Source organism: Pseudomonas sp. BP01 (genome assembly GCF_022760795.1).
Taxonomy (GTDB): domain Bacteria; phylum Pseudomonadota; class Gammaproteobacteria; order Pseudomonadales; family Pseudomonadaceae; genus Aquipseudomonas; species Aquipseudomonas putida_Q.
In genome coordinates, this window is sequence record NZ_JAFBKA010000014.1 from 83,877 (window position 1) to 108,307 (window position 24,431).

Consider the following 24,431-nt stretch of genomic DNA (forward strand, 5'->3'; position numbering starts at 1 on the left):
GATGCTCGGCAGCGCCGCTGTTCGGGCACGCCAGCGGTCCAGGAGGCCGCCATGTCCTATCGAATCCTGTTGATCGCCCTGCTGGGGCTGATGACTTCTGCCTGCGCCCCGTATTACGAGCGTGGGGGTTATTACCGCTCGGATTACTACTCCAGCGACCGCTACGTGTCGCCCGGGTATTACCGCTATGATCGCTACTACGTAACGCCGCAACCGCGCTATTACTACCAGCCGGCACCGCGTTATTACCATCGGTCGGCGCCCGCACCGCAATACCGCCCGTATCCGCAGCCTGGCATGAAACAGTGGCACGGCAACCCGCGCAATGACTACGGCAACCGCCAGCGCCAGGACTACAGGCAGGATCGGGACCGGCATGATTATCGTGATGGCAGCCAGCGTTATCAGCGGGGCGACTGGCACTCCAATGGGCAACGCAATGACGGCGGGCGCTGGGATGGCCGTCGTGGGCAAGGGCGCGGTGGAAACTGGCAGCGCTAGGTGAATGAAGGTAGGTGTGTTCTTACAGGTACTGCAAACCAGCGCGGTACCTGTAGGAGCGGCCTTGTGTCGCGATAGGGCTGCAAAGCAGCCCCAGGTTCTGTAAGTCAACCCAGATCCGCCAATGGATGCCGCCCCTCCCACGCCTTGGAAAAATGCGCCTCGACCACCGCCGCCGGCACCTGAGCCACATCCGGCCAGTGCCAGCGGGGGTGGTTGTCCTTGTCCAGCAAGCGGGCTCGCACGCCTTCGCTGAACTCCGGGTGGCGGCAGCAATTCAGGCTCATGCAGTACTCCATCTGGAACACCTGCGCCAACGACAGGTGCCGCGCCCGGCGAATCTGTTCCCATACCAGGTGCGCGGTCAGCGGGCAGCCCTCATGCAGCCGCTGGCCTGCTTCGGCAAGCAGTGGGTCGTCATGGTGCTTGAGCCCCTCCAGCGCACGCCAGGCCGCTGCAGCATCGGCCACATCCAGCAAGGCATCGATCACCTGCCGCCGCGGCAGCCACTGGGCTTCGGGCAACTCGGCGCAGGCGCGGTGCTGTTCGGCCTTGAGCAGGCTGTTCAATTGCAGGGTGGTCTGCTCCTGCCAGTTCAGTTGCAGCAGTTCTTCGATCAGCGCCTCTTGCTGGTGCTCGCCCAAAAACCGGTCGGCCAAGCCCAGATCAAGGGCGTCGCGTGCGTTGATCGGCGCGCCCGTCAGCCCCAGGAACAACCCCAGTTTGCCCGGCAGCCGGGCCAGGAACCAGCTGGCCCCCACGTCGGGATACAGGCCGATACTGATTTCCGGCATGGCCAATCGGCTGCTGGGTGTGACGATGCGTACATTGGCGCCCTGCAGCAGCCCCATGCCGCCGCCCAGCACGTGCCCGTGGCCCCAGCACAGCAACGGCTTGGGGTAGGTGTGCAGGGCATGGTCCAGGCGGTACTCGGCAGCGAAGAAGGTGGCGGCCAGGGGCGGTACGCTGCCGGGGTGGTCACGGCACGCCTGCACCAGTGCCCGCACATCGCCACCGGCGCAGAAGGCTTTGCTGCCGTTGCCGCGCAGCAGCACGCAGACAACCCCCGGGTCGCGAGCCCAGTCGTGCAATTGTTCGCCCAGCACCTCGATCATCGGCAGGTTCAGGGCATTGAGCGCCTTGGGCGCATCCAGGGTTGCGATGCCGATGCGGGCGCCGTCGGCGCCGGTGAGTACCTCACAATGAATGGCCATGGACTACCTCGCTCAGTCATCGCACAAGTATGGCCTGCCTGACCGAACATGCCGGTCGTCGGTCGGATCGTTTGACAAGCGGGGAGGGCTTACCTAGTGTCGCGCCATTGATTACGGATGGCCCCATGACTGACGACGATCGCATCAAACTCGAACCCAGCTGGAAAGCCGCATTGCGCGCTGAATTCGACCAGCCCTACATGCATCAATTGCGCGAGTTCCTGCGCAGCGAGCGTGCCGCCGGCAAAGAAATCTACCCGCCGGGGCCGCTGATCTTCAATGCGCTCAACTCGACACCGCTGGACCAGGTGAAGGTGGTCATACTCGGCCAGGACCCGTACCACGGGCCAGGCCAGGCGCACGGCCTGTGCTTCTCGGTACAGCCGGGCGTGGCCACGCCGCCGTCGCTGGTCAATATCTACAAGGAAATGCAGCGCGACCTGAACATCCCGATCGCCAGCCACGGCTACCTGCAGAGCTGGGCCGAGCAGGGCGTCCTGCTGCTCAACACCACCATGACCGTGGAGCGTGCCAATGCGGCATCGCATGCCAAGAAGGGTTGGGAGGCCTTTACCGATCGGGTGATCCAGGTGGTCAGCGAGCAGTGCCCCAACGTGGTGTTCCTGTTGTGGGGGGCGCATGCGCAAAGCAAGCAGAAGCTGATCGACGGGACCAAGCACCTGGTGCTGAAGTCGGTGCATCCGTCGCCGTTGTCAGCTTACCGCGGGTTCCTGGGGTGCGGGCATTTCAGCCGGACCAACAGCTTCCTCGAGCAACGCGGGCTGGCGCCGATCAACTGGGCATTGCCACCGCTCTGATCACCTGAAATACCGAGTCGCCTTCTTCGCGGGCTTGCCCGCTCCCACAGGGATGGCACCTGCCTTGTGGGTGGTGCAGTACCTGTGGGAGCGGGCAAGCCCGCGAAGAAGGCGACGCGATTATTCCTGGTTTGCGTTCCACAGCCGGAACAACGGCTCCGCCAGAAACAGCACGAACAGCAAGCGCATCACCTGCAGCGCCGTCACCAAAGGCACGGACAGTTGCAGGGTCTCTGCGGTCAGGCTCATTTCGGCAATGCCCCCCGGCATCATGCCCAACGTCAGCGAGCGCAAATCCAGCGCTGTCATCACGCTCAATACCCACGCGGCACTGCCGGCAATGGCCATGCACAGTGCCGTGGCCAGCAGCGTACGCGCCAGGAACGACGGGGCGCGGCGGAAGAATGCCCGGTTGAAGTGGCAGGCCAGGCCGCTGCCGATCAGCCACTGGCCGATCTGGCTGGCGCCATTGGGCAGGGCGATCTGCAGGTTGCCGGCCAGGCTGGCGCTGGCAGCCACCAGCAATGGCCCGAACAGCCAGGGGTTGGGCTGGCGCAAACGTTGCCAGAGCAACGCCACGGCAACGCCGAGCGGGGCGATCAGGCCCAGCCAGCCCCAGCTGACGCTACCGGCGTGATTCAGCGGCACCCCGTCACCCAGCAGAAACTTGAACAGCGCGGGCACGCACAGCACCACCGTCAGCACCCGCAGGCTCTGCGCCGCCGCCACCTGGCTGAGCACTGCACCGTTACGGGCGCCAAGGTTGACCATCTCACCCGAGCCCCCCGGCATGCTGGCGAAGAATGCCGTGGCACGGTCTTCACCGGTGCGCCGTAGCAGCCACACGCTGATCACGCTGGATACGGTAGTGAACAGGGCGCCAAAAAAAATCAGCGCGAAATGGCTGCCCACCTGCTCGATCACCGCTGGCGTAAAGTGCAAGCCAATGCCGATGCCGATGATGCACTGCCCACATTTGCGGCCGTTGGGAATCTCCGACAGCTGCCATGGCGTCAGGCAGCGCACCAGTATGATCGCCAGCAGCGAACCTACCATCCATGGCAAGGGCCAGCCGACCTGGCTGGCGAGGTAACCGCCAGCAAGGCCGACCAGCCCGGTTGCGATAAACAGCGGCAACGGTCGATCAGGCATCGGCCAGGGCCCGACGCTGCAGGCTGCGTTTGCGCCAGATGCGCAGCAGCGGCAGGGTAAGCATCAACGCCACCAGCGCCCAGACGCCCATGCTGATCGGGCTCGACCAGAGGATGCCCAGTTCACCGTTGGAGATCGACAGTGCGCGGCGCAGGTTCTGCTCCATCAGCCCGCCCAGGATGAAACCGAGCAGGATTGGCGACAGCGGGAAGTCCAGCTTGCGCAGGATGTAACCCATGATGCCGATGCCGACCATCAGGAACAGGTCGAAGGTGGTGGCATGCACGGCGTATACGCCGATGGCGGTGATGATGGCGATCACCGGCACCAGCGCCCAGTTCGGCACGGCCAGGATGCGGGTGAAAATGCGGATCATCGGGATGTTGAGGATCACCAGCATGATGTTGGCGATGAACAGCGAAGCGATCAGGCCCCAGACGATGTCCGGCTGCTGTTCGAACAGCATTGGGCCGGGCGTGATGTTGTACAGGGTCAGGGCGCCGATCATCACCGCGGTGGTGCCAGAGCCTGGTACCCCCAGGGTCAGCATCGGGACCAGGGCGCCACAGCAGGATGCGCCGATGGCGGTTTCTGGCGCCGCCAGGCCACGAGCATCGCCCTTGCCGAACTTGCCGCTTTCCCCGGCCAGACGTTTTTCGGTCATGTAGGCCACGGCACTGGCCAGCGTTGCGCCGGCGCCGGGCAGAACGCCCATGATGAAACCGAGCAGGCCGCAGCGGATGTTGACCACGAATACCGAAGCCGCTTCCTTGAAGTTGAACAGCATGCGCCCGGTGGCTTTTACCGCCTGGTGACCATGGTGGGTCTTTTCCAGCAGCAGCAGGATTTCACTGATGGAGAACAGGCCCAGCACCAGCACCACGAACTGGATGCCGTCGGCCAGGTGCACGCTGTCGCCGGTGAAGCGGTACACGCCGCTGTTGGCATCGATGCCGACCGCCGACAGGAACAGGCCGATCAGTGCGGCAATGAAGGTTTTCAGCGGTTTGTCACCTGCCATGCCGCCCAGCGCGACGATGGCGAACACCATCAGTACGAAGTATTCCGCCGGGCCGAAGGCGATGGCCCATTTCGCCAGCAGCGGGGCGAACAGCACCATGCCGCAGGTGGCGATGAAGGCGCCGATGAACGAGCTCCAGGCCGACAGCGACAGCGCGACCCCCGCCAGGCCCTGGCGAGCCATCGGGTAGCCGTCCAGGGTGGTCATCACGGTCGAGGCTTCGCCCGGGATGTTTAGCAGGATAGAGCTGATACGCCCGCCGTACTCGCAGCCCAGGTATACCGCGGCCAGCAGGATCAGCGCCGACTCTGGCGGCAGGCCCAGGGCGAAGGCGATGGGGATCAGCAGGGCCACGCCGTTGATCGGGCCCAGGCCTGGCAGCAGGCCGACCACCGTGCCGATGAGGGTGCCGGAGAGGGCGGTGACCAGGTTGTAAGGGGACAGGGCAACGCCGAAGCCCTGGCCCAGGTAGCTCAAGGTATCCATGTGTCAGTTCTCCAGTACGCTCAGCAGGCCAAGGGGCAGGGGCACGTCCATCACGCGGTCGAACAGCCAATAGAGGAGCAGGCTCATGCCGACCACCACCAGGGCGCTGTGCAGCCAGCGCCCGCCATACAGACGGGCCATGGGCAGGCCGACCAGGATGGCGCTGAGGATGAAGCCCAGGGCTTCGAAGGTGGCCGCGAAGACGATCAGCAGGCCGACGCAGGCGGTGATCTTGGTCAGGGTTTCGCGGTCCAGTTCCGGTTCGTCGTCCTTGCGCACGATGGGCGTGGGGCGGAACACCAGGTACAACAGGCCCAGGCTCATCAGGCCAAGCATCAGCAGCGGGTAGGCGCGCGGGCCCACCGGTTCATAGGAAAACGCCGCCTGGTAGGGCCAGGCCATCACGGCCAGGACGGCGCATACCGCCAGCAGGGCCAGGGCGAAGATGCGTTGCAGGATCATTGGGGAATCCTCGTTGTTCATCGGCACGACGCAGATCTTTTGTAGGAGCGGCCTTGTGTCGCGAGAGGGCTGCGCAGCAGCCCCGGCAATTTGTGCAGCGGAGCTGAAATCCTGGGGCCGCTTCGCGCCCCTTTCGCGACACAAGGCCGCTCCTACAAGGAGCGAATGGCGTTAAGGCTTACTGGATCAGGCCAAATTCCTTGGCCAGTGCCTTGTAGTCGGCCACTTGTTTCTTCACATAGCCGTCCAGCTCTTCGCCGGTCATGGCGAACGGGAACAACTCGCGCTGGTCACGCAGCTTGGCGAAATCTTCCGAAGCCAGCATCTTGTCGAACGAAGCCTTCCACCACGCATAGTCCTCGTCGCTCACCTTTGGCCCCAGGTAGAAGCCGCGCACTACCGGCCAGACGATGTCGTAGCCTTGCTCCTTGGCGGTGGGGATGTCTTTCATCTCGGGCTCGTCCAGGCGGTCTTTCGAGAACACCGCCAGGATGCGCATGTTGCCGCTTTGGATGTGCGGCATGGAGTCGGAGATGTCGGTAGAGCCGACCTGGATGTGACCGCCCAACAGCGCCGTGGCAATTTCGCCGCCGCCTTCCAGGGCCACGTAGCGCAGGTCACGCGGGTTGATGCCTGCAGCCTTGGCGATCAGGGCAGTCTGCATCCAGTCCTGGCTGCCGACGGTGCCGCCTGAGCCGATCACCACCTTGCTCGGGTCTTTCTTCAACGCCGCGACCAGATCGTCGAGGGTCTTGTAGGGCGAGTCGCTTTTCACCGCGATCGCCCCGTAGCTGGTGCCGACAGCAGCCAGCCACTTCACGGCGTTTTCGTCGAAGCGGCCGAACTTGCCTTGGGCCAGGTTCAGCAACGAGCCGCTGGACCAGGCCACCAAGGTGCCGGCATCGGCCGGGCGTTGAGCGACCACAGCGTTGTAGGCCACCGCGCCAACACCGCCGGGCATGTAGGTGACGCGCATGGGCTTGCTGAGGATCTTTTCCTGCACCAGGGCGCTTTGCACCAGTTTGCAGGTCAGGTCGAAGCCACCGCCAGGCGAGGCGGGGGCGATGCATTCAGGGCGTTTCGGTTCGGCGGCCAAAGCGTTGCCGGCCAACAGCAGGCAGCCGGTAGCGAGGACGAGGCGGCGCAGTGAAAAGGTCATCGTCAATCTCCGTGAGCGTTGTTGTTATTGGATTACCGCTATGGGGTTACCACAGCGCCACGCTGTAGCTGACCAACAGCCTCACTTCGTCCGCGTCGCGGGCGAAGTTGGAGCGGAAGGTGGCGTTGCGCAGGCGCACGGCGACGTTCTTCAACGGGCCGCTTTGTACCACGTACTTCAATTCGGTGTTGCGTTCCCACTCCTTGCCTTCACCACCGGCCGCGCGGCTGACGTTGTCACCACTGATGTAGCGGGTCATGAAGGTCAGGCCGGGTACGCCGAGCGCGGCAAAGTTGTAGTCGTAACGCGCCTGCCAGGAACGCTCGTCGGCACCGGCGAAGTCGTTGATCTGGACAAAGTTGACCAGGTACGGGTCGGCGCCATCGACATACGGGAAGGCGCTGTCGCCGGACAGTTGCTGCCACGCGGCGCTGACCTTGTGCCCGCCCAGGGCGTAGCTGAGCATGCCGTTGACGGTGGTGTTGTCGATGTTGCCGGCCTTGGCGGCACCGGCGTCGTCGCTCACTGCCAGGCGCAGGTCGGCGCCCAGGGTGCCCGGCCCCCAGGGTTGGGTGGCGACCATGCCGATGAAGTGCTGGCGGTAGATATCGTCGAGCTGGGCGAAGTGGTAGCTGCCGGTGATGCGGTCGGTGAACTGGTAGTCCAGGCCGGCCAGTGCCAGGTTATCGGCGCTGAAGGTGCCACCGAAGCGGCCGTTCTTGTTGTTCAGCGCCAGGTCTTCCCAGTTGGTGTCGTTGCGGTCCTTGGCCTTGTCCAGGCGCCCGCCGGTGAAGGTCAGGCCCTTGATCTCTTTCGAAGTGAGCAGGCCGCCTTCGAAGGTTTGCGGCAGGATGCGCCCGTCGTTGGGTTGCAGTGTCGGCAGCTCGGGGATCAGGGTGCCAATCTTCAGCTCGGTCTGGGAGAGCTTTACTTTGCCGGTCAGGCCCAGCTTGGAGTATTCGTCAGCGGCCTTGCCGTCGTCGTGGGTCGGCAGCAGGCCGGTATCGGTGCGGTCGGGGCTGGAATCGAGCTTGATGCCGAGCATGCCCAGTGCGTCCAGGCCAAAGCCTACGGTGCCATCGGTGTAGCCGGACTCGAAGTTGAGGATGAAACCCTGGGCCCACTCGTCGCGCTTGGATTGTTGCGCGCTGGTGCCGTCGCGAAAGTCGCGGTTGAAGTACATGTTGCGGGTTTCGAAGGTGGCTGTGCTGTCTTCGAAGAAGGCGGCCTGGCTCATAGGGGCGACACCGGCAAGCGCGAGGGCGCTGGCAATGGCTGAGGGGCGTGCGGCAAAGGAACGGGTAGGCGCGAACGCCTGCGGCTGCGATGACAGCATCGTCGATGACTCCGTTTATTGTTCTTATTCGTTGCACCTTGCTGGTGCTTTATTCGGCGCGAAGAGCGACCGTGGTGCGATGCTAGGCAACCAACCTTTCGCTAACCTTTCAGTGAGAAAGGTTTGTTACAAGGGGCTTCACAGGCTTGAGGACAGCGGTACACTCCGCGCCACCGCCCCACCCGAGCAGGGAGAAACCGATGCGTGTGCTGCTGGTCGAAGACCACCTGCAACTGGCCGAAAGCGTGGCCCAGGCCTTGAAAAGCCAAGGCCTGACCGTAGATGTGCTGCATGACGGCGTGGCCGCCGACCTGGCCTTGGCCAGCGAGGAGTACGCCGTGGTCGTGCTGGATGTCGGCTTGCCGCGCATGGACGGCTTCGAGGTACTGGCGCGCCTGCGCGGCCGTGGCAAGACCGTGCCGGTGCTGATGCTGACGGCCCGCAGTGACGTCAAGGACCGGGTCCATGGCCTGAACCTGGGCGCCGACGACTACCTGGCCAAACCGTTCGAGCTGACCGAGCTGGAAGCACGGGTCAAGGCCCTGCTGCGCCGCAGCGTGCTCGGTGGCGAGCGCCAGCAACGCTGCGGGCCGCTGGTTTACGACCTGGATACCCGGCGCTTCGCCCTCGGCGACGACAACCTGACCCTGACCTCGCGCGAGCAAAGCGTGCTGGAAGCGCTGATCGCCCGCCCGGGCCGGGTGATGAGCAAGGAGCAGTTGGCTGCCCAGGTGTTTGGCCTGGACGAGGAAGCCAGCCCCGACGCCATCGAAATCTACATCCACCGCCTGCGCAAGAAGCTCGACGGCCACCCGGTGGCCATCGTCACCTTCCGCGGCCTGGGCTACCTGCTAGAGCACCGCGATGCGTGACAACGGCAGCCTGCGCGGGCGCTTGCTGGGTAACCTGGCGTTGTTGCTGGTGGTGCTGATGCTGGCCAGCGGCCTGAGTGCCTACTGGAATGGCCGTGAAGCCGCCGACACGGCCTACGACCGCACGCTGCTGGCTTCGGCGCGGACCATCGCCGCCGGCCTTTCGCAACGCGATGGTTCACTGAGCGCAGATGTGCCCTACGTGGCGCTGGACACCTTCGCCTACGACAGCGCCGGGCGTATCTACTACCAGGTGCTGGACATCAAGCAGCGGCTGATTTCGGGCTATGAGAACCTGCCGCCGCCGCCGCTGGGGACGCCGCGCACCGACGACTACCCGGCGTTGGCGCGGTTCTACAACGCAACTTATCTGGGCCAGGACGTGCGCGTTGTCAGCTTGCTCAAGCCGGTAAGCGAGCCGAACATGAACGGCATGGCGGAAATCCGCGTGGCCGAGACCGAGGAAGCGCGGGTGCGCATGGCCCGTGGGTTGATGGCCGACACCCTCCTGCGCCTGGGCATGCTGGCGCTGGGCGCGCTGATGATGGTGTGGTTTGCCGTGAGCGCGGCATTGCGGCCGCTGGAGCGCCTGCGCACGGCGGTGGAGGAGCGCCAACCAGATGATTTGCGGGCATTGCCGGTGGTGCAGGTGCAGCGCGAGCTGAGCCCGCTGGTGCGGGCGTTGAACCACTTTACCGAGCGCTTGCGCGGTCAGTTCGAGCGCCAGGCGCAGTTCATCGCCGATGCCGCCCATGAACTGCGTACGCCGCTGGCGGCCTTGAAGGCTCGGGTCGAGCTGGGGTTGCGCTCTTGCGAGCCGCAGGAGTGGCGGCAGACCTTGGAAGCTGCGGCCCAGGGCACCGACAAGCTGACCCACCTGGCCAACCAGCTGTTGTCGTTGGCACGGGTCGAAAACGGCGCGCGGGCGATTGCCGAAGGCGGTGCGCAGCGCCTGGACCTGAGCCAGCTGGCCCGTGAGCTGGGCATGGCCATGGCGCCCTTGGCGCACAAGCGCGGGGTGGCGCTGGCCCTGGAGGCAGAGGCCCCTGTTTGGCTCAAGGGTGAACCGACGCTGCTCAACGAGCTTTTGAGCAACCTGGTGGACAATGCCCTGGCGCATACGCCGGCTGGCGGCAACGTGATTTTGCGGGTGGTGGCGCCAGCGGTGCTGGAGGTGGAAGACGACGGGCCTGGCATTCCCGAGGCTGAGCGCGAGCGGGTGTTCGAGCGGTTCTACCGCCGCAGTGCGCAGGGTAGCGGGCTGGGCCTGGCGATTGTCGGCGAGATCTGCCGGGCGCACCTGGCGCAGGTTAGCCTGCATGATGGCGAGAAGGGCGGGTTGCGGGTGCGTGTGAGTTTCATAGCCGATTGATATGTTGCCTGCCCGCGAAGAGCCCCGGGCAGGCTGACACAGGTCAGCTCAACATGCCCCGCGCCTCGAGCAGTTCATCCACTTCCAGCTCGGTGCCGAAAGGCAGCCCCAGGTGACGGTACGCCGGCAGTGCCGCCAGCGGCCGGTGGCGGCCGCGCTGGCTGATGCAGCGGGCGATCTGCACGATGTCGATGTAGTCGACCTTGTCGGTTTGCCGGTCCAGGTCCTGAACCTGGCTCGGCAAGTTGATCAACTGCTCCGGAAACTCCCAGGCCTTGAGGATCTTGTCCCCCAGCGCTGGCTGGATCTGCTCGATCACGTAATGCAGGCAAACCGGGTCGGACAACAGCTCGTTGTGCTCTTCGGCATAGATCAGCACCGGCAGCGCGCCGATCTGGTTGACCAACCCGCCCAAAGTGGCCTGTTCAGGCTTGAGCTGGGTATAGCGGCGGCAGATTTCGTAGCTGATGCCTGCTACTTCCAGGCTGTTGGTCCAGATATCGCGAAGCTTCTGTTCAACCGCCGGTGAACGGGCATGGAAAATCTGCTCGATTACCAGGCCGATGGCCAGGTTGCAGCTGTAGTTGATACCCAGTCGCGTGATGGCGGTGTGCAGGTCGGTGACCTCGACCGCCGCACGCAGCAGCGGGCTGTTGACTACCTTGATCAGGCGCGCAGAAAGGGCCGCATCGCGACCGATCACCTTGCTCAGGGCCGCTACGCTGATCTCGCTGTCTTCCGCCGCCTCGCGGATGCTCAAGGCAACCTCGGGCAGGGTCGGCAGGACCAGGTCATCCTTTTCGATGGCATCGAGCAACTGTGCTTGAACCATCTCGGCCAGCTTGTTCATGGGCGTTTCTACCGCAGTGGTGGTGCGGCCCCGCCACCGGGGCGGGGCAGGCTGGTCAGCGCTGGATTTCCCGGTCGCGGTCCAGTTCGTAAGGCAGGGTCAGCACTTTCAGGCGCGGGCCTTCCAGGCTGCCCAGGTGCAGGTTGTCGTCTTCCACCGCGTCGGCGCTCAGCACCGCCAGCAGTTCGCAGCCTGCACCGTTGCCGGCAGCAATCACCACTTCACCCACCGACGAACCGTGGGTGGGCGAGAAGATCTGGGCACCCGGGGCCGGAATGGCCTGCTGGTCCAGTGCCAGGCGGTACTGGCGGCGTTTGAGCTTGCCCAGGTACTGCATGCGGGCGACGATTTCCTGGCCGGTGTAGCAGCCTTTCTTGAAGCTGACGCCGTCGATCGCTTGCAGGTTGATCATTTGCGGGATGAACAGCTCACGGGTCGGCCCCATGACCTGGCCGATACCGGCACGCACCTGGCCAAGCAGCCATTCGTTGAGGCTGCCTTCAGGCAGGGCGGCGGCGAGGGCCTGGCGCACAGTGGCGGCATTCTCCGCCGGCACCCACAGCTCCACACGTCCTGCGGACACGGCAATGGCGATCAGGCCTTCATGGCGCACGGTACTGCCGGCGTCTGCGGGCACGTCTAGCCCCAGCGCCTGCAGCGCAGCGTCGCCGCCTTGCAGCCCGAAGCGTGCCCAGGCGGCGCTTTCATCGGTCAGCGTGGCCTTGGAGAACACAGCGTACTTCTTCAGGTCGGCCAGTTGCGCTTCAAGCAGTTCGCTGGCCATGGCCAGCAGGTAGCCGTTGCCTTCGGGCAAGATGCGGAAGCTCGACTGCATGCGCCCTTTGACCATGCAGCGGGCGCCGAGGCTGGCGTATTCCTGGCTGAGGTAGTTGATGTTGCAGGTCAGCTGGCCTTGCAGGAACTTGCCTGCATCGGAGCCGCGGACGGCGAGGATGCCCTCGTGGGACAGGGGGCAGAAGAAAGCGGAATCGGCCATGGGTCATCGCGGTGGCTAAAGACTGGCGGCCATCATAGAACGCCGGTAACAAAATAGGTAGGTGACTAGACCAACGCCCGGTGTCGCTATGCTCGCCGGGCTGTATACTGGCGGGCCATTCGAGGAGGGCCCCATGGTCGAACAAACTGAACTCAACCGGCTTTTCTGGCACAGCCGCCGCGGCATGCTGGAACTGGACGTACTGCTGGTGCCTTTCACCCAGGAAGTCTACTCCACCCTCAACGAGACCGATCGCGAACTCTATGTGCGTCTGTTGAGGTGCGAGGATCAGGACATGTTCGGCTGGTTCATGGAGCGCACCGAGTCCGAAGACCCAGAGCTGCAGCGCATGGTCCGCATCATTCTGGACCGTGTCCAGCCCAAGTGAGTGTTTCGAGTGCCGCTGGCAAGGTTCGCGCCTGCTGCTAGCGGCCTACCTGGGTTGCCAGGTATTGGCGTGGCTGGCCGTATGGGCGAGCCCGTTGCCAGGCTGGCTGGCCCTTTGCATTTTCGCCACCTGTATTGCCCACGCTCGCTGGGCCATTGCGCGACGAATCCTGTTGACCCATGAGCATGCCGTTGTCGGCCTGCGCCGTGATGTGCGCGGCTGGCAGGTGTTCAGCCGTGCCCGTGGCTGGCAACCGGTGCGGTTGTGCCGGGACAGCGTGGCGTTGCCGCGGCTGGTGGTGTTGCGTTTTGAGCGAGCGGGGCAATGGGTGGGGCAGAGCCAGTGCATACCGCAGGATGCGCTAGGCGCGGATGAGCATCGGCGCTTGCGGGTGCGGTTGAAGTTCAGCCGGCGGCGTTGGGCCGCGGTGAGCCGGGCATAGATCAAGATCGGGCTAGCTTCTTCGCGGGCGAGCCCGCGAAGGCCCCGCCACCGTTTTCAAAGCGGACTGAGGATGGTGTCCTTGGCCTCGTCCAGCATCCCCGGGTAATCCAGGGTGTAGTGCAGTCCACGGCTTTCCTTGCGCTGCATGGCTGACAGGATCATCAGTTCGGCCACCTGCGCCAGGTTGCGCAGTTCGATCAGGTCGCGGCTGACCTTGTAGTTGCTGTAGAACTCGTCGATTTCATCCAGCAACAGGCGAATGCGGTGCTGGGCCCGCTGCAGGCGCTTGCTGGTGCGCACGATGCCCACGTAGTCCCACATGAACCGCCGCAGCTCGTCCCAGTTGTGCGCGATGATCACGTCCTCGTCCGAGTCGGTGACCTGGCTGGCATCCCACCCAGGCAGTGCCTTGGGCATGGCCACGTGTTCCAGGTGCGCCTGGATGTCGGCAGCGGCGGCGCGGCCATAGACAAAGCATTCCAGCAGTGAGTTGCTGGCCATCCGGTTGGCGCCGTGCAGGCCGGTGAAGCTGGTTTCGCCGATGGCGTACAAGCCTGGCACGTCGGTGTGGCCGCGGTCGTCGACCATCACCCCGCCGCAGGTGTAGTGCGCCGCCGGCACGACCGGGATCGGCTGGCGGGTGATATCGATGCCAAAGGCCAGGCAGCGCTCGTACACGGTGGGGAAGTGGCCCATGATGAAGTCGGCCGGTTTGTGGGTGATGTCCAGGTACACGCAGTCCACGCCCAGGCGCTTCATCTCGTGGTCGATGGCGCGGGCCACGATGTCGCGCGGGGCCAGCTCTTCGCGCGGGTCGAAGCGTGGCATGAAGCGCTCGCCATTGGGCAGGCGCAGCAGCGCACCTTCACCGCGCAGGGCTTCGGTGATCAGGAAACTCTTGGCCTGTGGGTGGTACAGGCAGGTCGGATGGAACTGGTTGAATTCCAGGTTCGCCACCCGGCAGCCCGCTCGCCAGGCCATGGCGATGCCATCACCGCAGGCGCCATCGGGGTTGCTGGTGTAAAGGTAGACCTTGGCTGCACCGCCGGTGGCCAGCACGGTGAAGCGCGCGCCGAAGGTGTCCACCTCACCGGTGTTGCGGTCGAGCACGTAGGCGCCCAGGCAGCGCTCGCCAGGCAGGCCAAGGCGACGTTCGGTGATCAGGTCGACCGCCACGCGTTGCTCCAGCAACTGGATGTTCGGGCGCCTGCGGGCCTGTTCCAGCAGCGTGGTGAAAATGGCTGCGCCAGTGGCGTCGGCGGCGTGGATGATGCGCCGATGGCTATGGCCGCCCTCACGGGTGAGGTGGAATTCGAAGCCTCCATCGTCAACGCTGGAGTGCTCGTCGCGGGTAAAGGGCACGCCCTGCTCGATCAGCCACTGGATGGCTTCGCGACTGTGTTCGACGGTGAAACGCACCGCCTCTTCATGGCACAGACCGCCGCCGGCATTGAGGGTGTCCTCGACATGCGACTGCACGGTATCGGTGTTGTCCAGCACCGCCGCGACCCCGCCTTGGGCCCAGAAGGTCGAGCCGTTGGCCAGGTCGCCCTTGCTGAGCACGGCAACACGCAGGTGGCTGGGGAGGTTCAGTGCCAGGCTGAGACCGGCGGCACCGCTGCCGATCACCAGGACATCATGTTGGAATTGTTGGCTCATGTCGGGACACTAGTAATCTTGAGAGGGGGCGCGGCACAATAGTCACGCGCAGATGGCATTGTGAAACTATCGTTAAACTTGGCCAGGTTGCCTTTATAGCAGCCCGCGGTGGCCAATTTCCATGCCACTTGGCCACTTACCGAGGCGCGCGCCAACCTTTGTGGGAACTTTCCGACATGGCCGGAAATCCTATGAAGGTTGCCCGCACGTCACAATTTGCCGCGGCGACGCAGGGCGGCAAGGCCTGTTCGGGCTGTCCCTGCGTATTCGAAACCTGATTATCGACGTAGCCGGCCGTGCCCGCGCCGCGTCTTCCGTGCAAGCCGACCAAGGGCTGCAGGAAACTTGCTTGGAGGGGAGAACTTTTGCGAAAAGCCCGAGTCTATGGTTGCAAGCCTGATCGATGGCTGTTGCAACGCTCCTTCGAGTTCACTGAGGAGTGTTCATGCTAACCCAGGAAGAGGATCAGCAGCTTGTCGAGCGCGTTCAGCGCGGTGACAGGCGAGCGTTCGATCTGTTGGTGCTGAAGTATCAGCACAAGATTCTCGGGTTGATCGTGCGGTTCGTTCACGATACCCACGAGGCCCAGGATGTAGCACAGGAAGCCTTTATCAAGGCCTATCGTGCGCTTGGCAATTTCCGCGGTGACAGTGCGTTTTATACCTGGCTGTACCGCATCGCCATCAACACGGCGAAGAACTACCTGGTGTCCCGTGGAAGACGGCCACCAGACAGTGATGTGAGCTCCGAGGATGCGGAGTTTTACGACGGCGATCATGGCCTCAAGGATCTCGAGTCCCCAGAGCGCTCGTTGTTGCGGGATGAAATCGAAGGCACTGTCCATCGCACCATCCAGCAACTGCCCGAAGACCTGCGTACGGCGTTGACCCTGCGCGAGTTTGACGGGCTGAGTTACGAAGACATTGCCAGTGTCATGCAATGTCCGGTGGGTACCGTGCGCTCTCGAATCTTCCGCGCTCGGGAGGCCATAGACAAAGCCCTGCAGCCGTTGTTGCAGGAAACCTGAGACAGCGGCGACAGCCAAGAGAGGAACCGCCATGAGTCGTGAAGCTTTGCAGGAATCGCTGTCCGCGGTGATGGATAACGAAGCGGACGAGCTGGAACTGCGTCGGGTGCTGAGCGCCGTAGACGACGCCGAAACCCGTGCCACCTGGTCGCGTTACCAGGTAGCCCGTGCAGCCATGCACAAGGAACTGCTGCTGCCTAACCTCGATATCGCCTCGGCGGTGTCGGCGGCATTGGCTGATGAAGCCGTGCCGGCCAAGGTCAACAAGGGCCCGTGGCGCAGCGTCGCTCGCCTGGCGGTTGCCGCCTCGGTCACCGTTGCGGTGCTGGCAGGCGTGCGGATGTACAACCAGGACGAAATCACCGGTGCCGAACTGGCTGCCCAGCAGCCTGTACAGCAAGGCCTGAGCATGCCACAAACTCAGGGCCCGGCTGTTTTGGCAGGCTATAGTGAAAGCAGTGAGCAACCGACCGGGCCGATGGCCAACGGCGTGCTGCAAAACCAGGCCGGCTGGGACCAGCGTCTGCCGGGGTACCTGCGCCAGCATGCTCAGGAGTCCGCGCTCAAGGGCACTGAAACTGCTCTGCCGTATGCCCGTGCCGCCAGCATGGGAAACCCCGCTAAGTAAGGAGGATCATGCGCGCGCTACCTCTTCTGTCGCTGCTGATTGGCAGCTGCATGACGGTGCCGGCATTGGCGGCCAACTCCTCGCCCCAGGCGAGCGAGTGGCTGAGCAAGCTGGCACAAGCCGAGCAAAAGCAGAGTTATCAGGGTTCGTTCGTCTACGAACGCAACGGTAGCTTCTCTTCCCACGATATCTGGCACAGGGTCGAGGACGGCAAGGTCAGCGAGCGGCTGCTGCAGCTCGATGGCGCCGCCCAGGAAATCCTGCGCGTGGATGGCAAGGTGGAGTGTGTCAGTGGGGCCTTGGTCAGCGGTGTGACTACCCCTACGGACTCTGCACAGCGTGTGCTTGATCCGCTGAAACTGATGGGCTGGTACGATTTGAGCGTGGCAGGCAAGTCACGGGTCGCCGGGCGCGATGCCGTGATCTTGACGCTCACTCCCCGCGACCAGCACCGCTATGCCTTCGAATTGCACCTGGACCGCAACACCGGCCTGCCACTGCGCTCGTTGATGCTCAACGACAAAGGGCAGCTGCTGGAACGCTTCCAGATGACGCGCCTCGATACCGACAAGCCGCCTGGCGACAATGACCTGCGCCCCAGTGCTGCATGCAAGCCGGTGCAGCGTGTCGCCTCAGTCAGCAATGACAGCGTCGCTGGCTGGCGCTCGGACTGGCTCCCGCCAGGGTTCGAGCTGGTAAACAGCTCGGTACGGCGTGATCCCAAACATGACAGCACGGTCAGTAGCCTGATGTACGACGATGGGCTTGCACGCTTCTCGGTGTTCCTTGAACCCGTGAAGGACGATGCCGGGACCGATGTGCGTACCCAGCTTGGCCCGACCTCGGCGGTTTCGCGACGCCTTAATACGCCCAAGGGCAAGGTGATGGTCACCGTGGTTGGCGAAATTCCGCTCGGTACGGCAGAACGCGTCGCGTTGTCGATGCGGCCCCAGGATGCCCAGGCGCGCCAGTAGTGGCGCGCTTTTGCGGGCCATGCCAAGGCGAACGGATATGCGCCTGAAATGAAATTAAAGCATTGTCATTTGCAATCCACTGGCAAATTTTCTATAGGTCAGGCTTCTTGGAGCCTGGCCTTTCCTGCTTTGTGCAGGGGCCTTTCTAAACTACCGCTCGTTGTGACGGGAGCCGTATGTCTACACCACGCTTGAAATCCTACCTATCGATGTTCGCCGCTGTGCTCATGCTCGGCCAGGTGCTCACCGCCCAGGCCGAGGAAGCCCTGCCGGACTTCACCACCCTGGTCGAGCAGGCCTCGCCGGCCGTGGTCAACATCAGTACCAAGCAGAAGCTGCCAGACCGTCGCATCGCCGCGGGGCAGATGCCGGACCTGGAAGGCCTGCCGCCGATGTTCCGCGAGTTCTTCGAGCGCAACATGCCACAGCAGCCGCGTTCGCCGCGTGGCGAACGCCAGCGCGAGGCGCAATCGCTGGGGTCGGGCTTCATCATTTCCAGCGATGGTTATGTGCTGACCAACAACCACGTTGTAGCCGACGCCGACGAAATCATCGTCCGCCTGTCGGACCGCAGCGAGCTGCAGGCCAAGCTGGTCGGCACCGACCCGCGCACCGACGTGGCCCTGCTCAAGGTCGAAGGCAAGAACCTGCCGATCGTGAAGCTGGGTGATTCCGAGAAGCTCAAGGTGGGCGAGTGGGTGCTGGCCATCGGTTCGCCATTTGGCTTCGACCATTCGGTGACCAAAGGCATCGTCAGTGCCAAAGGCCGTACGCTGCCTAACGAGACCTACGTTCCGTTCATTCAGACCGACGTGGCTATCAACCCGGGTAACTCGGGCGGCCCGCTGTTCAACATGAAGGGCGAAGTGGTGGGTATCAACTCGCAGATCTTCACCCGTTCTGGCGGCTTCATGGGCCTGTCGTTCGCCATCCCGATCGATGTGGCGATCGACGTGTCCAACCAGCTGAAGAAAGATGGCAAGGTCAGCCGCGGCTGGCTGGGCGTGGTGATCCAGGAGGTCAACAAGGACCTGGCTGAATCCTTCGGCCTGGACAAGCCAGCGGGTGCGCTGGTGGCCCAGGTGCTGGAAAACGGCCCGGCCGCCAAAGGTGGCCTGCAGGTGGGTGACGTGATCTTGAGCATGAACGGCCAGCCGATCGTCATGTCGGCCGACTTGCCGCACCTGGTCGGTAGCCTCAAGGACGGCGAAAAGGCCAAGCTGGAGATCATTCGCAATGGCAAGCGCCAGACCCTGGATGTTGGGGTCGGGGCAATGCCGGATGACGATGCCGACATCGGTACCGGTGCCGAGGGCAGCGCCGAGCGCAGCAGCAACCGCCTGGGCGTGTCGGTGACCGACCTGACCGCCGAGCAGAAAAAGTCCCTCGAACTCAAGGGCGGCGTGGTTATCAAGGAAGTGCAGGATGGCCCGGCAGCGATGATCGGCCTGCGTCCGGGTGACGTCATCAGCCACCTGAACAACCAGGCCATCGGTTCGGCCAAGGAATTCACCGAAATCGCCAAGGAACTGCCGAAGAACCGCTCGGTGTCCATGCGCGTGCTGCGTCAGGGGCGTGCCAGCTTTATCACCTTCAAGCTCGCTGAATAAGCGGATTTGCAGGCAGGAAAGGGCAGCTACGGCTGCCCTTTTTCATGAAAATTCACAATTGCAGGCGGCAAAGCGCTGTACCGCCCGATAGAGGAATCTCCCATATCCCTGCTGCTTGAGGTACAATTCCCGGCTATTTTTCGGCGGGCGTCCCGGCTCGCAGCCTTTTCGAGTGTTGACCCGTGAGTGATTTGAGTCATATCCGCAATTTCTCCATCATCGCCCACATCGACCATGGCAAGTCGACGCTGGCCGACCGTTTCATCCAGATGTGCGGTGGCCTGTCGGCACGCGAAATGGAAGCCCAGGTGCTTGATTCGATGGACCTGGAGCGCGAACGCGGGATTACCATCAAAGCCCACAGCGTCACGCTTCACTACAAGGCGCAAGACGGCAAGACCTACCAGCTGAACTTCATCGACACCCCCGGCCACGTCGACTTCACCTACGAAGTCTCGCGCTCGCTGGCGGCCTGTGAAGGCGCACTGCTGGTGGTTGACGCCGGCCAGGGTGTTGAAGCCCAGTCCGTGGCCAACTGCTACACCGCCATCGAGCAGGGCCTGGAAGTCATGCCAGTCCTTAACAAGATGGACCTGCCCCAGGCCGACCCGGACCGCGTCAAGGACGAGATCGAGAAGATCATCGGCATCGACGCTACCGACGCCGTGGCCTGCAGCGCCAAGAGCGGCATGGGCGTGGACGAGGTGCTCGAGCGCCTGGTGCACACCATCCCCGCGCCTGTAGGCGAAATCGACGCGCCCTTGCAGGCGCTGATCATTGACTCCTGGTTCGACAACTACCTGGGCGTGGTCTCGCTGGTGCGTGTGCGTCAGGGCCGCGTCAAGAAGGGCGACAAGATTCTGGTCAAGTCCACCGGCAAGGTGCACCTGGTCGACAGCGTGGGTGTGTTCACCCCGAAACACACCCAGACCGCTGATCTGAAAGCCGGCGAAGTAGGCTTCATCATCGCCAGCATCAAGGACATTCACGGTGCGCCGGTGGGTGACACCCTGACCTTGTCCTCGACCCCCGAGGTCGAAGTGCTGGCAGGCTTCAAGAAAATCCAGCCGCAGGTCTATGCCGGACTGTTCCCGGTCAGCTCCGACGACTTCGAGGACTTCCGCGACGCATTGCAGAAGCTCACCCTCAACGACTCGTCGCTGCAGTACATGCCGGAAAGCTCCGACGCCCTGGGCTTCGGCTTCCGTTGCGGTTTCCTCGGCATGCTGCACATGGAAATCATCCAGGAGCGCCTGGAGCGCGAATACGACCTGGACCTGATCACCACCGCACCAAGCGTGATCTACGAGCTCGAACTCAAGACCGGCGAAACCATCATCGTCGACAACCCGTCAAAGCTGCCGGACGTCTCGGCTGTGACCGACTTCCGCGAGCCGATCGTCACCGCGACCATCCTGGTGCCGCAGGAGCACCTGGGTAACGTCATCACCCTGTGCATCGAGAAGCGTGGCGTGCAGCGCGACATGCAGTTCCTCGGCAGCCAGGTGCAGGTGCGTTACGACATGCCGATGAACGAAGTGGTCCTGGACTTCTTCGACCGTCTCAAGTCCACCAGCCGCGGCTATGCTTCGCTGGATTATCATTTTGATCGCTACCAGTCGGCCAACCTGGTCAAACTGGACGTACTGATCAACGGCGACAAGGTCGATGCCCTGGCATTGATCGTGCACCGCGACAACGCGGCCTACAAAGGCCGTGCGTTGACCGAGAAGATGAAGGAACTGATCCCTCGGCAGATGTTCGACGTGGCGATCCAGGCAGCCATTGGCGGCCAGATCATTGCGCGGACAACCGTCAAGGCGCTCAGAAAGAACGTACTGGCCAAGTGCTACGGTGGTGACGTCAGCCGTAAGAAGAAACTGCTGGAGAAGCAGAAGGCCGGTAAGAAACGCATGAAACAGGTCGGCAACGTGGAAATTCCACAGGAAGCCTTCCTCGCCGTGCTCAGGTTGGATAGCTAGGTCCTATGTCGCTAAATTTCCCGCTGTTGCTAGTCATCGCCGTCTTTGTCTGCGGTCTGCTGGGCTTGATCGACCTGCTGTTCCTGGCCCCGCGCCGGCGTGCAGCAATCGCCAACTATCAGGGCAGCGTCAGCCAGCCCGAGATGGCCGTTGTCGAGCGCCTGAACAAGGAACCGTTGCTGGTCGAGTACGGCAAATCGTTCTTTCCGGTGCTGTTCATCGTGCTGGTGCTGCGTTCATTCCTGGTCGAGCCGTTCCAGATCCCTTCGGGGTCGATGAAACCGACCCTGGAAGTGGGCGACTTCATCCTGGTGAACAAGTTCTCGTACGGCATTCGCCTGCCGGTGATCGACAAGAAGGTCATCGAGGTGGGTGACCCGCAACGCGGTGATGTAATGGTGTTCCGCTACCCGAGCGACCCGAACGTCAATTACATCAAGCGAGTGGTCGGCCTGCCGGGCGACCAGGTCCGCTACACCAACGACAAGCGGTTGTTCGTCAACGGCCAGCCGATTGCCGAACAACTGGTGGGCACCGAACCGGGCACCTTGGGCAGCGCCGAGCTGTACAAGGAAAAGCTCGGCGAGGCCGAACACCTGATCCGCAAGGAAATGAGCCGTTATCGCATGCCGCCGGACCAGCAGTGGACCGTGCCGGCAGGCCATTACTTCATGATGGGCGACAACCGCGACAACTCCAACGACAGCCGTTACTGGGATGACCCGAACATTCCCAAGGAACTGCACGGCATGGTTCCGGACCGGAACATCGTCGGCAAGGCCTTTGCGGTGTGGATGAGCTGGCCAGAGCCCAAGCTCAGCCACCTGCCCAACCTGTCGCGGGTCGGCCTGATCCATTGATACCCATCGGCGCTGTCCAGCAGACAGCGCCGAATGCATTTCTGACATAGGCTGTGTTCTCAGGGATCGGGAGATTCGTCGCATACGGCGGCGGGCCACAGCCAAACAGTCTTTCAGGATGTTGATTTGAACAACGCGTTGAACAACAAACGGGTGGTTGCATGAGTGCTTCCCTTGCCCATCTGGAGCGAAAGCTCGGTTATACCTTCAAGAATCAGGACCAGATGCTTCTGGCACTGACCCATCGCAGCTATGCCGGGCGCAATAACGAGCGCCTGGAGTTTCTCGGTGACGCCATTCTCAACTTCGTCGCCGGCGAAGCGCTGTTCGAGCGCTTCCCGCAGGCCCGCGAAGGCCAGCTGTCGCGCTTGCGCGCGCGCTTGGTCAAGGGCGAGACCCTGGCCCGCCTGGCCCGTGGTTTCGACCTGGGCGAATACCTGCGCCTGGGTTCGGGTGAGCTCAAGAGTGGCGGGTTCCGTCGCGAATCGATCCTGGCCGACGCCCTGGAGGCGCTCATTGGTGCCATCTACCTGGACGCCGACATGGACACGGCCCGGGAACGCGTGCTGGCCTGGCTGGCCGACGAGTTCGAAGGCCTGACCCTGGTCGACACCAACAAGGACCCGAAAACCCGCCTGCAAGAATTTCTGCAATCGCGCAGCTGTGAGCTGCCGCGTTACGAAGTAGTGGATATCCAGGGTGAACCGCACTGCCGTACGTTCTTCGTCGAATGCGAAGTCGTGCTGCTGAACAACAAAAGTCGTGGTCAGGGCGTTAGCCGGCGTATTGCCGAGCAAGTCGCTGCCGCGTCTGCACTGATCGCCCTGGGCGTGGAGAATGGCAATGACTGATAACAACCCGACGCGCTGCGGCTACGTGGCCATTGTCGGCCGCCCCAACGTGGGCAAGTCGACCTTGCTCAACCACATCCTGGGCCAGAAGCTGGCGATCACTTCGCGCAAGCCGCAGACCACCCGCCACAACATGCTCGGTATCAAGACCGAAGGTGATGTGCAGGCGATCTACGTCGATACCCCCGGTATGCACAAGGCCAACGACAAAGCCTTGAACCGCTACATGAACCGCAACGCCTCGGCGGCCCTCAAGGACGTCGACGTGGTGATCTTCGTGGTCGACCGCACCAAGTGGACCGACGAGGACCAACTGGTGCTGGAGCGCGTGCAGTACGTGACCGGCCCGCTGATCATCGCGGTCAACAAGACCGACCGCATGGAAGAGAAGGCCGAGTTGATTCCGCACCTGCAGTGGCTGCAGGAGCAACTGCCAAACGCCGAAGTCATGCCGATTTCTGCGCAGCAGGGGCACAACCTCGAAGCGCTGGAAGCACAGATCGCCAAGCACCTGCCCGAGAACGATCACTTCTTCCCGGAAGACCAGATCACCGACCGCAGCAGCCGCTTCCTGGCCGCCGAGCTGGTGCGCGAGAAGATCATGCGCCAGCTGGGTGCGGAGTTGCCGTACCAGATCACCGTGGAGATCGAGGAATTCAAGCAGCAGGGCCATGTGCTGCACATTCATGCGTTGATCCTGGTTGAACGCGACGGCCAGAAGAAAATCATCATTGGCGACAAGGGCGAGCGTATCAAGCGTATCGGCTCCGAGGCGCGTAAGGACATGGAAGTGCTGTTCGACTCCAAGGTCATGCTCAACCTGTGGGTCAAGGTGAAAGGCGGCTGGTCGGACGACGAGCGCGCCCTGCGCTCGCTGGGCTACGGCGACCTGTAACGCCCGCACGGTCCCTGTAGGAGCGGCCTTGTGTCGCGATAGGGCCGCACAGCGGCCCCAGATTTTCAGCTTCGCAGCATAAATCGCCGGGGCTGCTGTGCAGCCCAATCGCGACACAAGGCCGCTCCTACAAGGGCCAGTGCAACCCCTGGGGCAAGTGACTTCCATGGAACAACCTGTCGGCCAGCCAGCCTACGTGCTGCACAGTCGTGCCTACAAGGAAACCAGCGCGCTGGTGGACTTGTTCACGCCGCAGGGCCGCGTGCGCGCCGTACTGCGGCGTGCGCGTGGCAAGGGCGGCAGCCTGGTACGGCCGTTCGTGCCCCTTGAGGTGGAGCTGCGTGGGCGTGGCGAGCTGAAGAATGTCGGGCGGATGGACAGCGCCGGCATTGCCGCCTGGCTGCACGGCGATGCCCTGTTCAGCGGGTTGTACCTCAATGAACTGCTCATGCGCCTGCTGCCTGCCGAAGCGCCGTTCCCGGCCCTGTTCGAGCACTACGCCCTGACCTTGCAGGCTTTGGCCGCCGGGCGCCCGCTGGAGCCGCTGCTGCGCTCGTTCGAATGGCGGCTGCTGGACGAACTGGGTTATGCGTTCTCGTTGAACCATGACGTTAACGACCAACCCATCGCGGTCGACGGCTTGTACCGCTTGCGCGTGGATGCCGGCCTGGAACGGGTCGAACTGCTGCAGCCCGGCCTGTTTCGCGGCATCGAGCTGTTGGCCCTGGCCGACGCCGACTGGGATACCCCAGGCGCTTTGCTCGCAGCCAAGCGCCTGATGCGCCAGGCACTGGCGGTGCATCTGGGCGCAAAGCCGTTGGTCAGCCGGGAACTGTTTCGCAAGCGCTGATCACGACGTATGCTGTGGGGCTC

At 63.3% G+C, this 24,431-nt stretch carries 24 protein-coding genes; 15 read left to right on the plus strand and 9 right to left on the minus strand.

Annotated elements, in window-relative coordinates; translation table 11 throughout:
- The first annotated feature begins 51 nt into the window (after nucleotides 1-51).
- The gene (locus JOY50_RS14590; RefSeq protein ID WP_132842231.1) at nucleotides 52-501 is read left to right on the plus strand and encodes a hypothetical protein; all 450 of its coding nucleotides are present in this window, start codon (nucleotides 52-54) and stop codon (nucleotides 499-501) included.
- Nucleotides 502-608: 107 nt separating this feature from the next.
- On the opposite strand, the gene JOY50_RS14595 is transcribed toward JOY50_RS14590, so the two are convergent.
- Complete coding sequence (locus JOY50_RS14595; RefSeq protein ID WP_132842229.1) at nucleotides 609-1,715, minus strand: enoyl-CoA hydratase/isomerase family protein; 1,107 nt, start codon at nucleotides 1,713-1,715, stop codon at nucleotides 609-611.
- A 125-nt stretch (nucleotides 1,716-1,840) separates the two neighbouring features.
- Here JOY50_RS14595 and ung point away from each other — a divergent pair, with 125 nt between their 5' ends.
- The gene (ung, locus tag JOY50_RS14600; RefSeq protein WP_132842227.1) at nucleotides 1,841-2,533 is read left to right on the plus strand and encodes a uracil-DNA glycosylase; all 693 of its coding nucleotides are present in this window, start codon (nucleotides 1,841-1,843) and stop codon (nucleotides 2,531-2,533) included.
- A gap of 120 nt (nucleotides 2,534-2,653) precedes the next feature.
- Here ung and JOY50_RS14605 read toward each other — a convergent pair whose 3' ends face one another.
- From JOY50_RS14605 to JOY50_RS14625, 5 genes are all read right to left on the minus strand, one after another.
- Nucleotides 2,654-3,685, minus strand: a complete 1,032-nt coding sequence (locus JOY50_RS14605; RefSeq protein ID WP_138737394.1) for an AbrB family transcriptional regulator — start codon at nucleotides 3,683-3,685, stop codon at nucleotides 2,654-2,656.
- Nucleotides 3,678-5,192: a tripartite tricarboxylate transporter permease gene (locus tag JOY50_RS14610; protein ID WP_019473052.1), complete on the minus strand. Its 1,515-nt coding sequence runs from the start codon at nucleotides 5,190-5,192 to the stop codon at nucleotides 3,678-3,680. Before JOY50_RS14610 ends, JOY50_RS14605 begins: the two co-directional genes overlap by 8 nt.
- A 3-nt stretch (nucleotides 5,193-5,195) precedes the next feature.
- The gene (locus tag JOY50_RS14615; protein ID WP_019473051.1) at nucleotides 5,196-5,654 is read right to left on the minus strand and encodes a tripartite tricarboxylate transporter TctB family protein; all 459 of its coding nucleotides are present in this window, start codon (nucleotides 5,652-5,654) and stop codon (nucleotides 5,196-5,198) included.
- A gap of 178 nt (nucleotides 5,655-5,832) precedes the next feature.
- Nucleotides 5,833-6,813, minus strand: a complete 981-nt coding sequence (locus tag JOY50_RS14620) for a tripartite tricarboxylate transporter substrate binding protein (protein WP_132842222.1) — start codon at nucleotides 6,811-6,813, stop codon at nucleotides 5,833-5,835.
- A gap of 46 nt (nucleotides 6,814-6,859) precedes the next feature.
- Nucleotides 6,860-8,149: an OprD family porin gene (locus tag JOY50_RS14625; RefSeq protein WP_132842221.1), complete on the minus strand. Its 1,290-nt coding sequence runs from the start codon at nucleotides 8,147-8,149 to the stop codon at nucleotides 6,860-6,862.
- A gap of 200 nt (nucleotides 8,150-8,349) precedes the next feature.
- Between JOY50_RS14625 and JOY50_RS14630 the strand changes: the two genes are divergently transcribed.
- Nucleotides 8,350-9,021: a response regulator gene (locus JOY50_RS14630; protein WP_019473048.1), complete on the plus strand. Its 672-nt coding sequence runs from the start codon at nucleotides 8,350-8,352 to the stop codon at nucleotides 9,019-9,021.
- Entirely contained in the window at nucleotides 9,014-10,393 is a 1,380-nt protein-coding gene (locus JOY50_RS14635; protein ID WP_019473047.1) for a sensor histidine kinase, read from the plus strand. The genes JOY50_RS14630 and JOY50_RS14635 overlap by 8 nt, the downstream gene beginning before the upstream one ends.
- Before the next feature lie 43 nt (nucleotides 10,394-10,436).
- On the opposite strand, the gene JOY50_RS14640 is transcribed toward JOY50_RS14635, so the two are convergent.
- Nucleotides 10,437-11,243, minus strand: coding sequence for an HDOD domain-containing protein (locus tag JOY50_RS14640; protein ID WP_019473046.1), 807 nt, complete (start codon nucleotides 11,241-11,243; stop codon nucleotides 10,437-10,439).
- Nucleotides 11,244-11,298: 55 nt separating this feature from the next.
- Nucleotides 11,299-12,240: a folate-binding protein YgfZ gene (locus JOY50_RS14645; RefSeq protein ID WP_138737392.1), complete on the minus strand. Its 942-nt coding sequence runs from the start codon at nucleotides 12,238-12,240 to the stop codon at nucleotides 11,299-11,301.
- Nucleotides 12,241-12,373: 133 nt separating this feature from the next.
- Here JOY50_RS14645 and JOY50_RS14650 point away from each other — a divergent pair, with 133 nt between their 5' ends.
- Together JOY50_RS14650 and JOY50_RS14655 are read left to right on the plus strand one after the other, a co-directional pair.
- A complete protein-coding gene (locus tag JOY50_RS14650; protein ID WP_132842216.1) occupies nucleotides 12,374-12,628 on the plus strand; it encodes a succinate dehydrogenase assembly factor 2 in 255 nt (84 codons plus the stop codon).
- Nucleotides 12,612-13,070, plus strand: a complete 459-nt coding sequence (locus JOY50_RS14655; RefSeq protein ID WP_138737391.1) for a protein YgfX — start codon at nucleotides 12,612-12,614, stop codon at nucleotides 13,068-13,070. Before JOY50_RS14650 ends, JOY50_RS14655 begins: the two co-directional genes overlap by 17 nt.
- Nucleotides 13,071-13,126: 56 nt before the next feature.
- Here JOY50_RS14655 and nadB read toward each other — a convergent pair whose 3' ends face one another.
- A complete protein-coding gene (gene nadB / locus JOY50_RS14660) occupies nucleotides 13,127-14,731 on the minus strand; it encodes an L-aspartate oxidase (protein ID WP_132842211.1) in 1,605 nt (534 codons plus the stop codon).
- Nucleotides 14,732-15,176: 445 nt separating this feature from the next.
- Here nadB and rpoE point away from each other — a divergent pair, with 445 nt between their 5' ends.
- The 9 genes from rpoE to recO all read left to right on the plus strand — a co-directional run bounded on the left by rpoE (nucleotide 15,177) and on the right by recO (nucleotide 24,408).
- Nucleotides 15,177-15,758 carry an RNA polymerase sigma factor RpoE gene (rpoE, locus tag JOY50_RS14665; protein ID WP_003252049.1) on the plus strand — a complete coding sequence of 194 codons (582 nt, stop codon included), beginning with the start codon at nucleotides 15,177-15,179 and terminating at the stop codon, nucleotides 15,756-15,758.
- A gap of 31 nt (nucleotides 15,759-15,789) precedes the next feature.
- Complete coding sequence (locus tag JOY50_RS14670) at nucleotides 15,790-16,386, plus strand: sigma-E factor negative regulatory protein (protein WP_019471433.1); 597 nt, start codon at nucleotides 15,790-15,792, stop codon at nucleotides 16,384-16,386.
- 8 nt (nucleotides 16,387-16,394) lie between these two features.
- Nucleotides 16,395-17,360 (plus strand): MucB/RseB C-terminal domain-containing protein, encoded by a 966-nt coding sequence (locus JOY50_RS14675; RefSeq protein ID WP_132842209.1) that lies wholly within the window; start codon nucleotides 16,395-16,397, stop codon nucleotides 17,358-17,360.
- Nucleotides 17,361-17,569: 209 nt separating this feature from the next.
- Nucleotides 17,570-18,970, plus strand: a complete 1,401-nt coding sequence (locus JOY50_RS14680) for a DegQ family serine endoprotease (protein WP_405045988.1) — start codon at nucleotides 17,570-17,572, stop codon at nucleotides 18,968-18,970.
- Nucleotides 18,971-19,152: 182 nt separating this feature from the next.
- Entirely contained in the window at nucleotides 19,153-20,952 is a 1,800-nt protein-coding gene (gene lepA, locus JOY50_RS14685) for a translation elongation factor 4 (protein ID WP_016498174.1), read from the plus strand.
- Nucleotides 20,953-20,957: 5 nt separating this feature from the next.
- Nucleotides 20,958-21,812: a signal peptidase I gene (gene lepB / locus JOY50_RS14690; protein WP_019471437.1), complete on the plus strand. Its 855-nt coding sequence runs from the start codon at nucleotides 20,958-20,960 to the stop codon at nucleotides 21,810-21,812.
- Nucleotides 21,813-21,973: 161 nt separating this feature from the next.
- A complete protein-coding gene (gene rnc / locus JOY50_RS14695) occupies nucleotides 21,974-22,663 on the plus strand; it encodes a ribonuclease III (RefSeq protein ID WP_016488825.1) in 690 nt (229 codons plus the stop codon).
- Entirely contained in the window at nucleotides 22,656-23,558 is a 903-nt protein-coding gene (gene era / locus JOY50_RS14700; protein WP_016498176.1) for a GTPase Era, read from the plus strand. Before rnc ends, era begins: the two co-directional genes overlap by 8 nt.
- Before the next feature lie 166 nt (nucleotides 23,559-23,724).
- Entirely contained in the window at nucleotides 23,725-24,408 is a 684-nt protein-coding gene (gene recO, locus JOY50_RS14705; protein WP_019471438.1) for a DNA repair protein RecO, read from the plus strand.
- The last annotated feature ends 23 nt before the right edge of the window (nucleotides 24,409-24,431 follow it).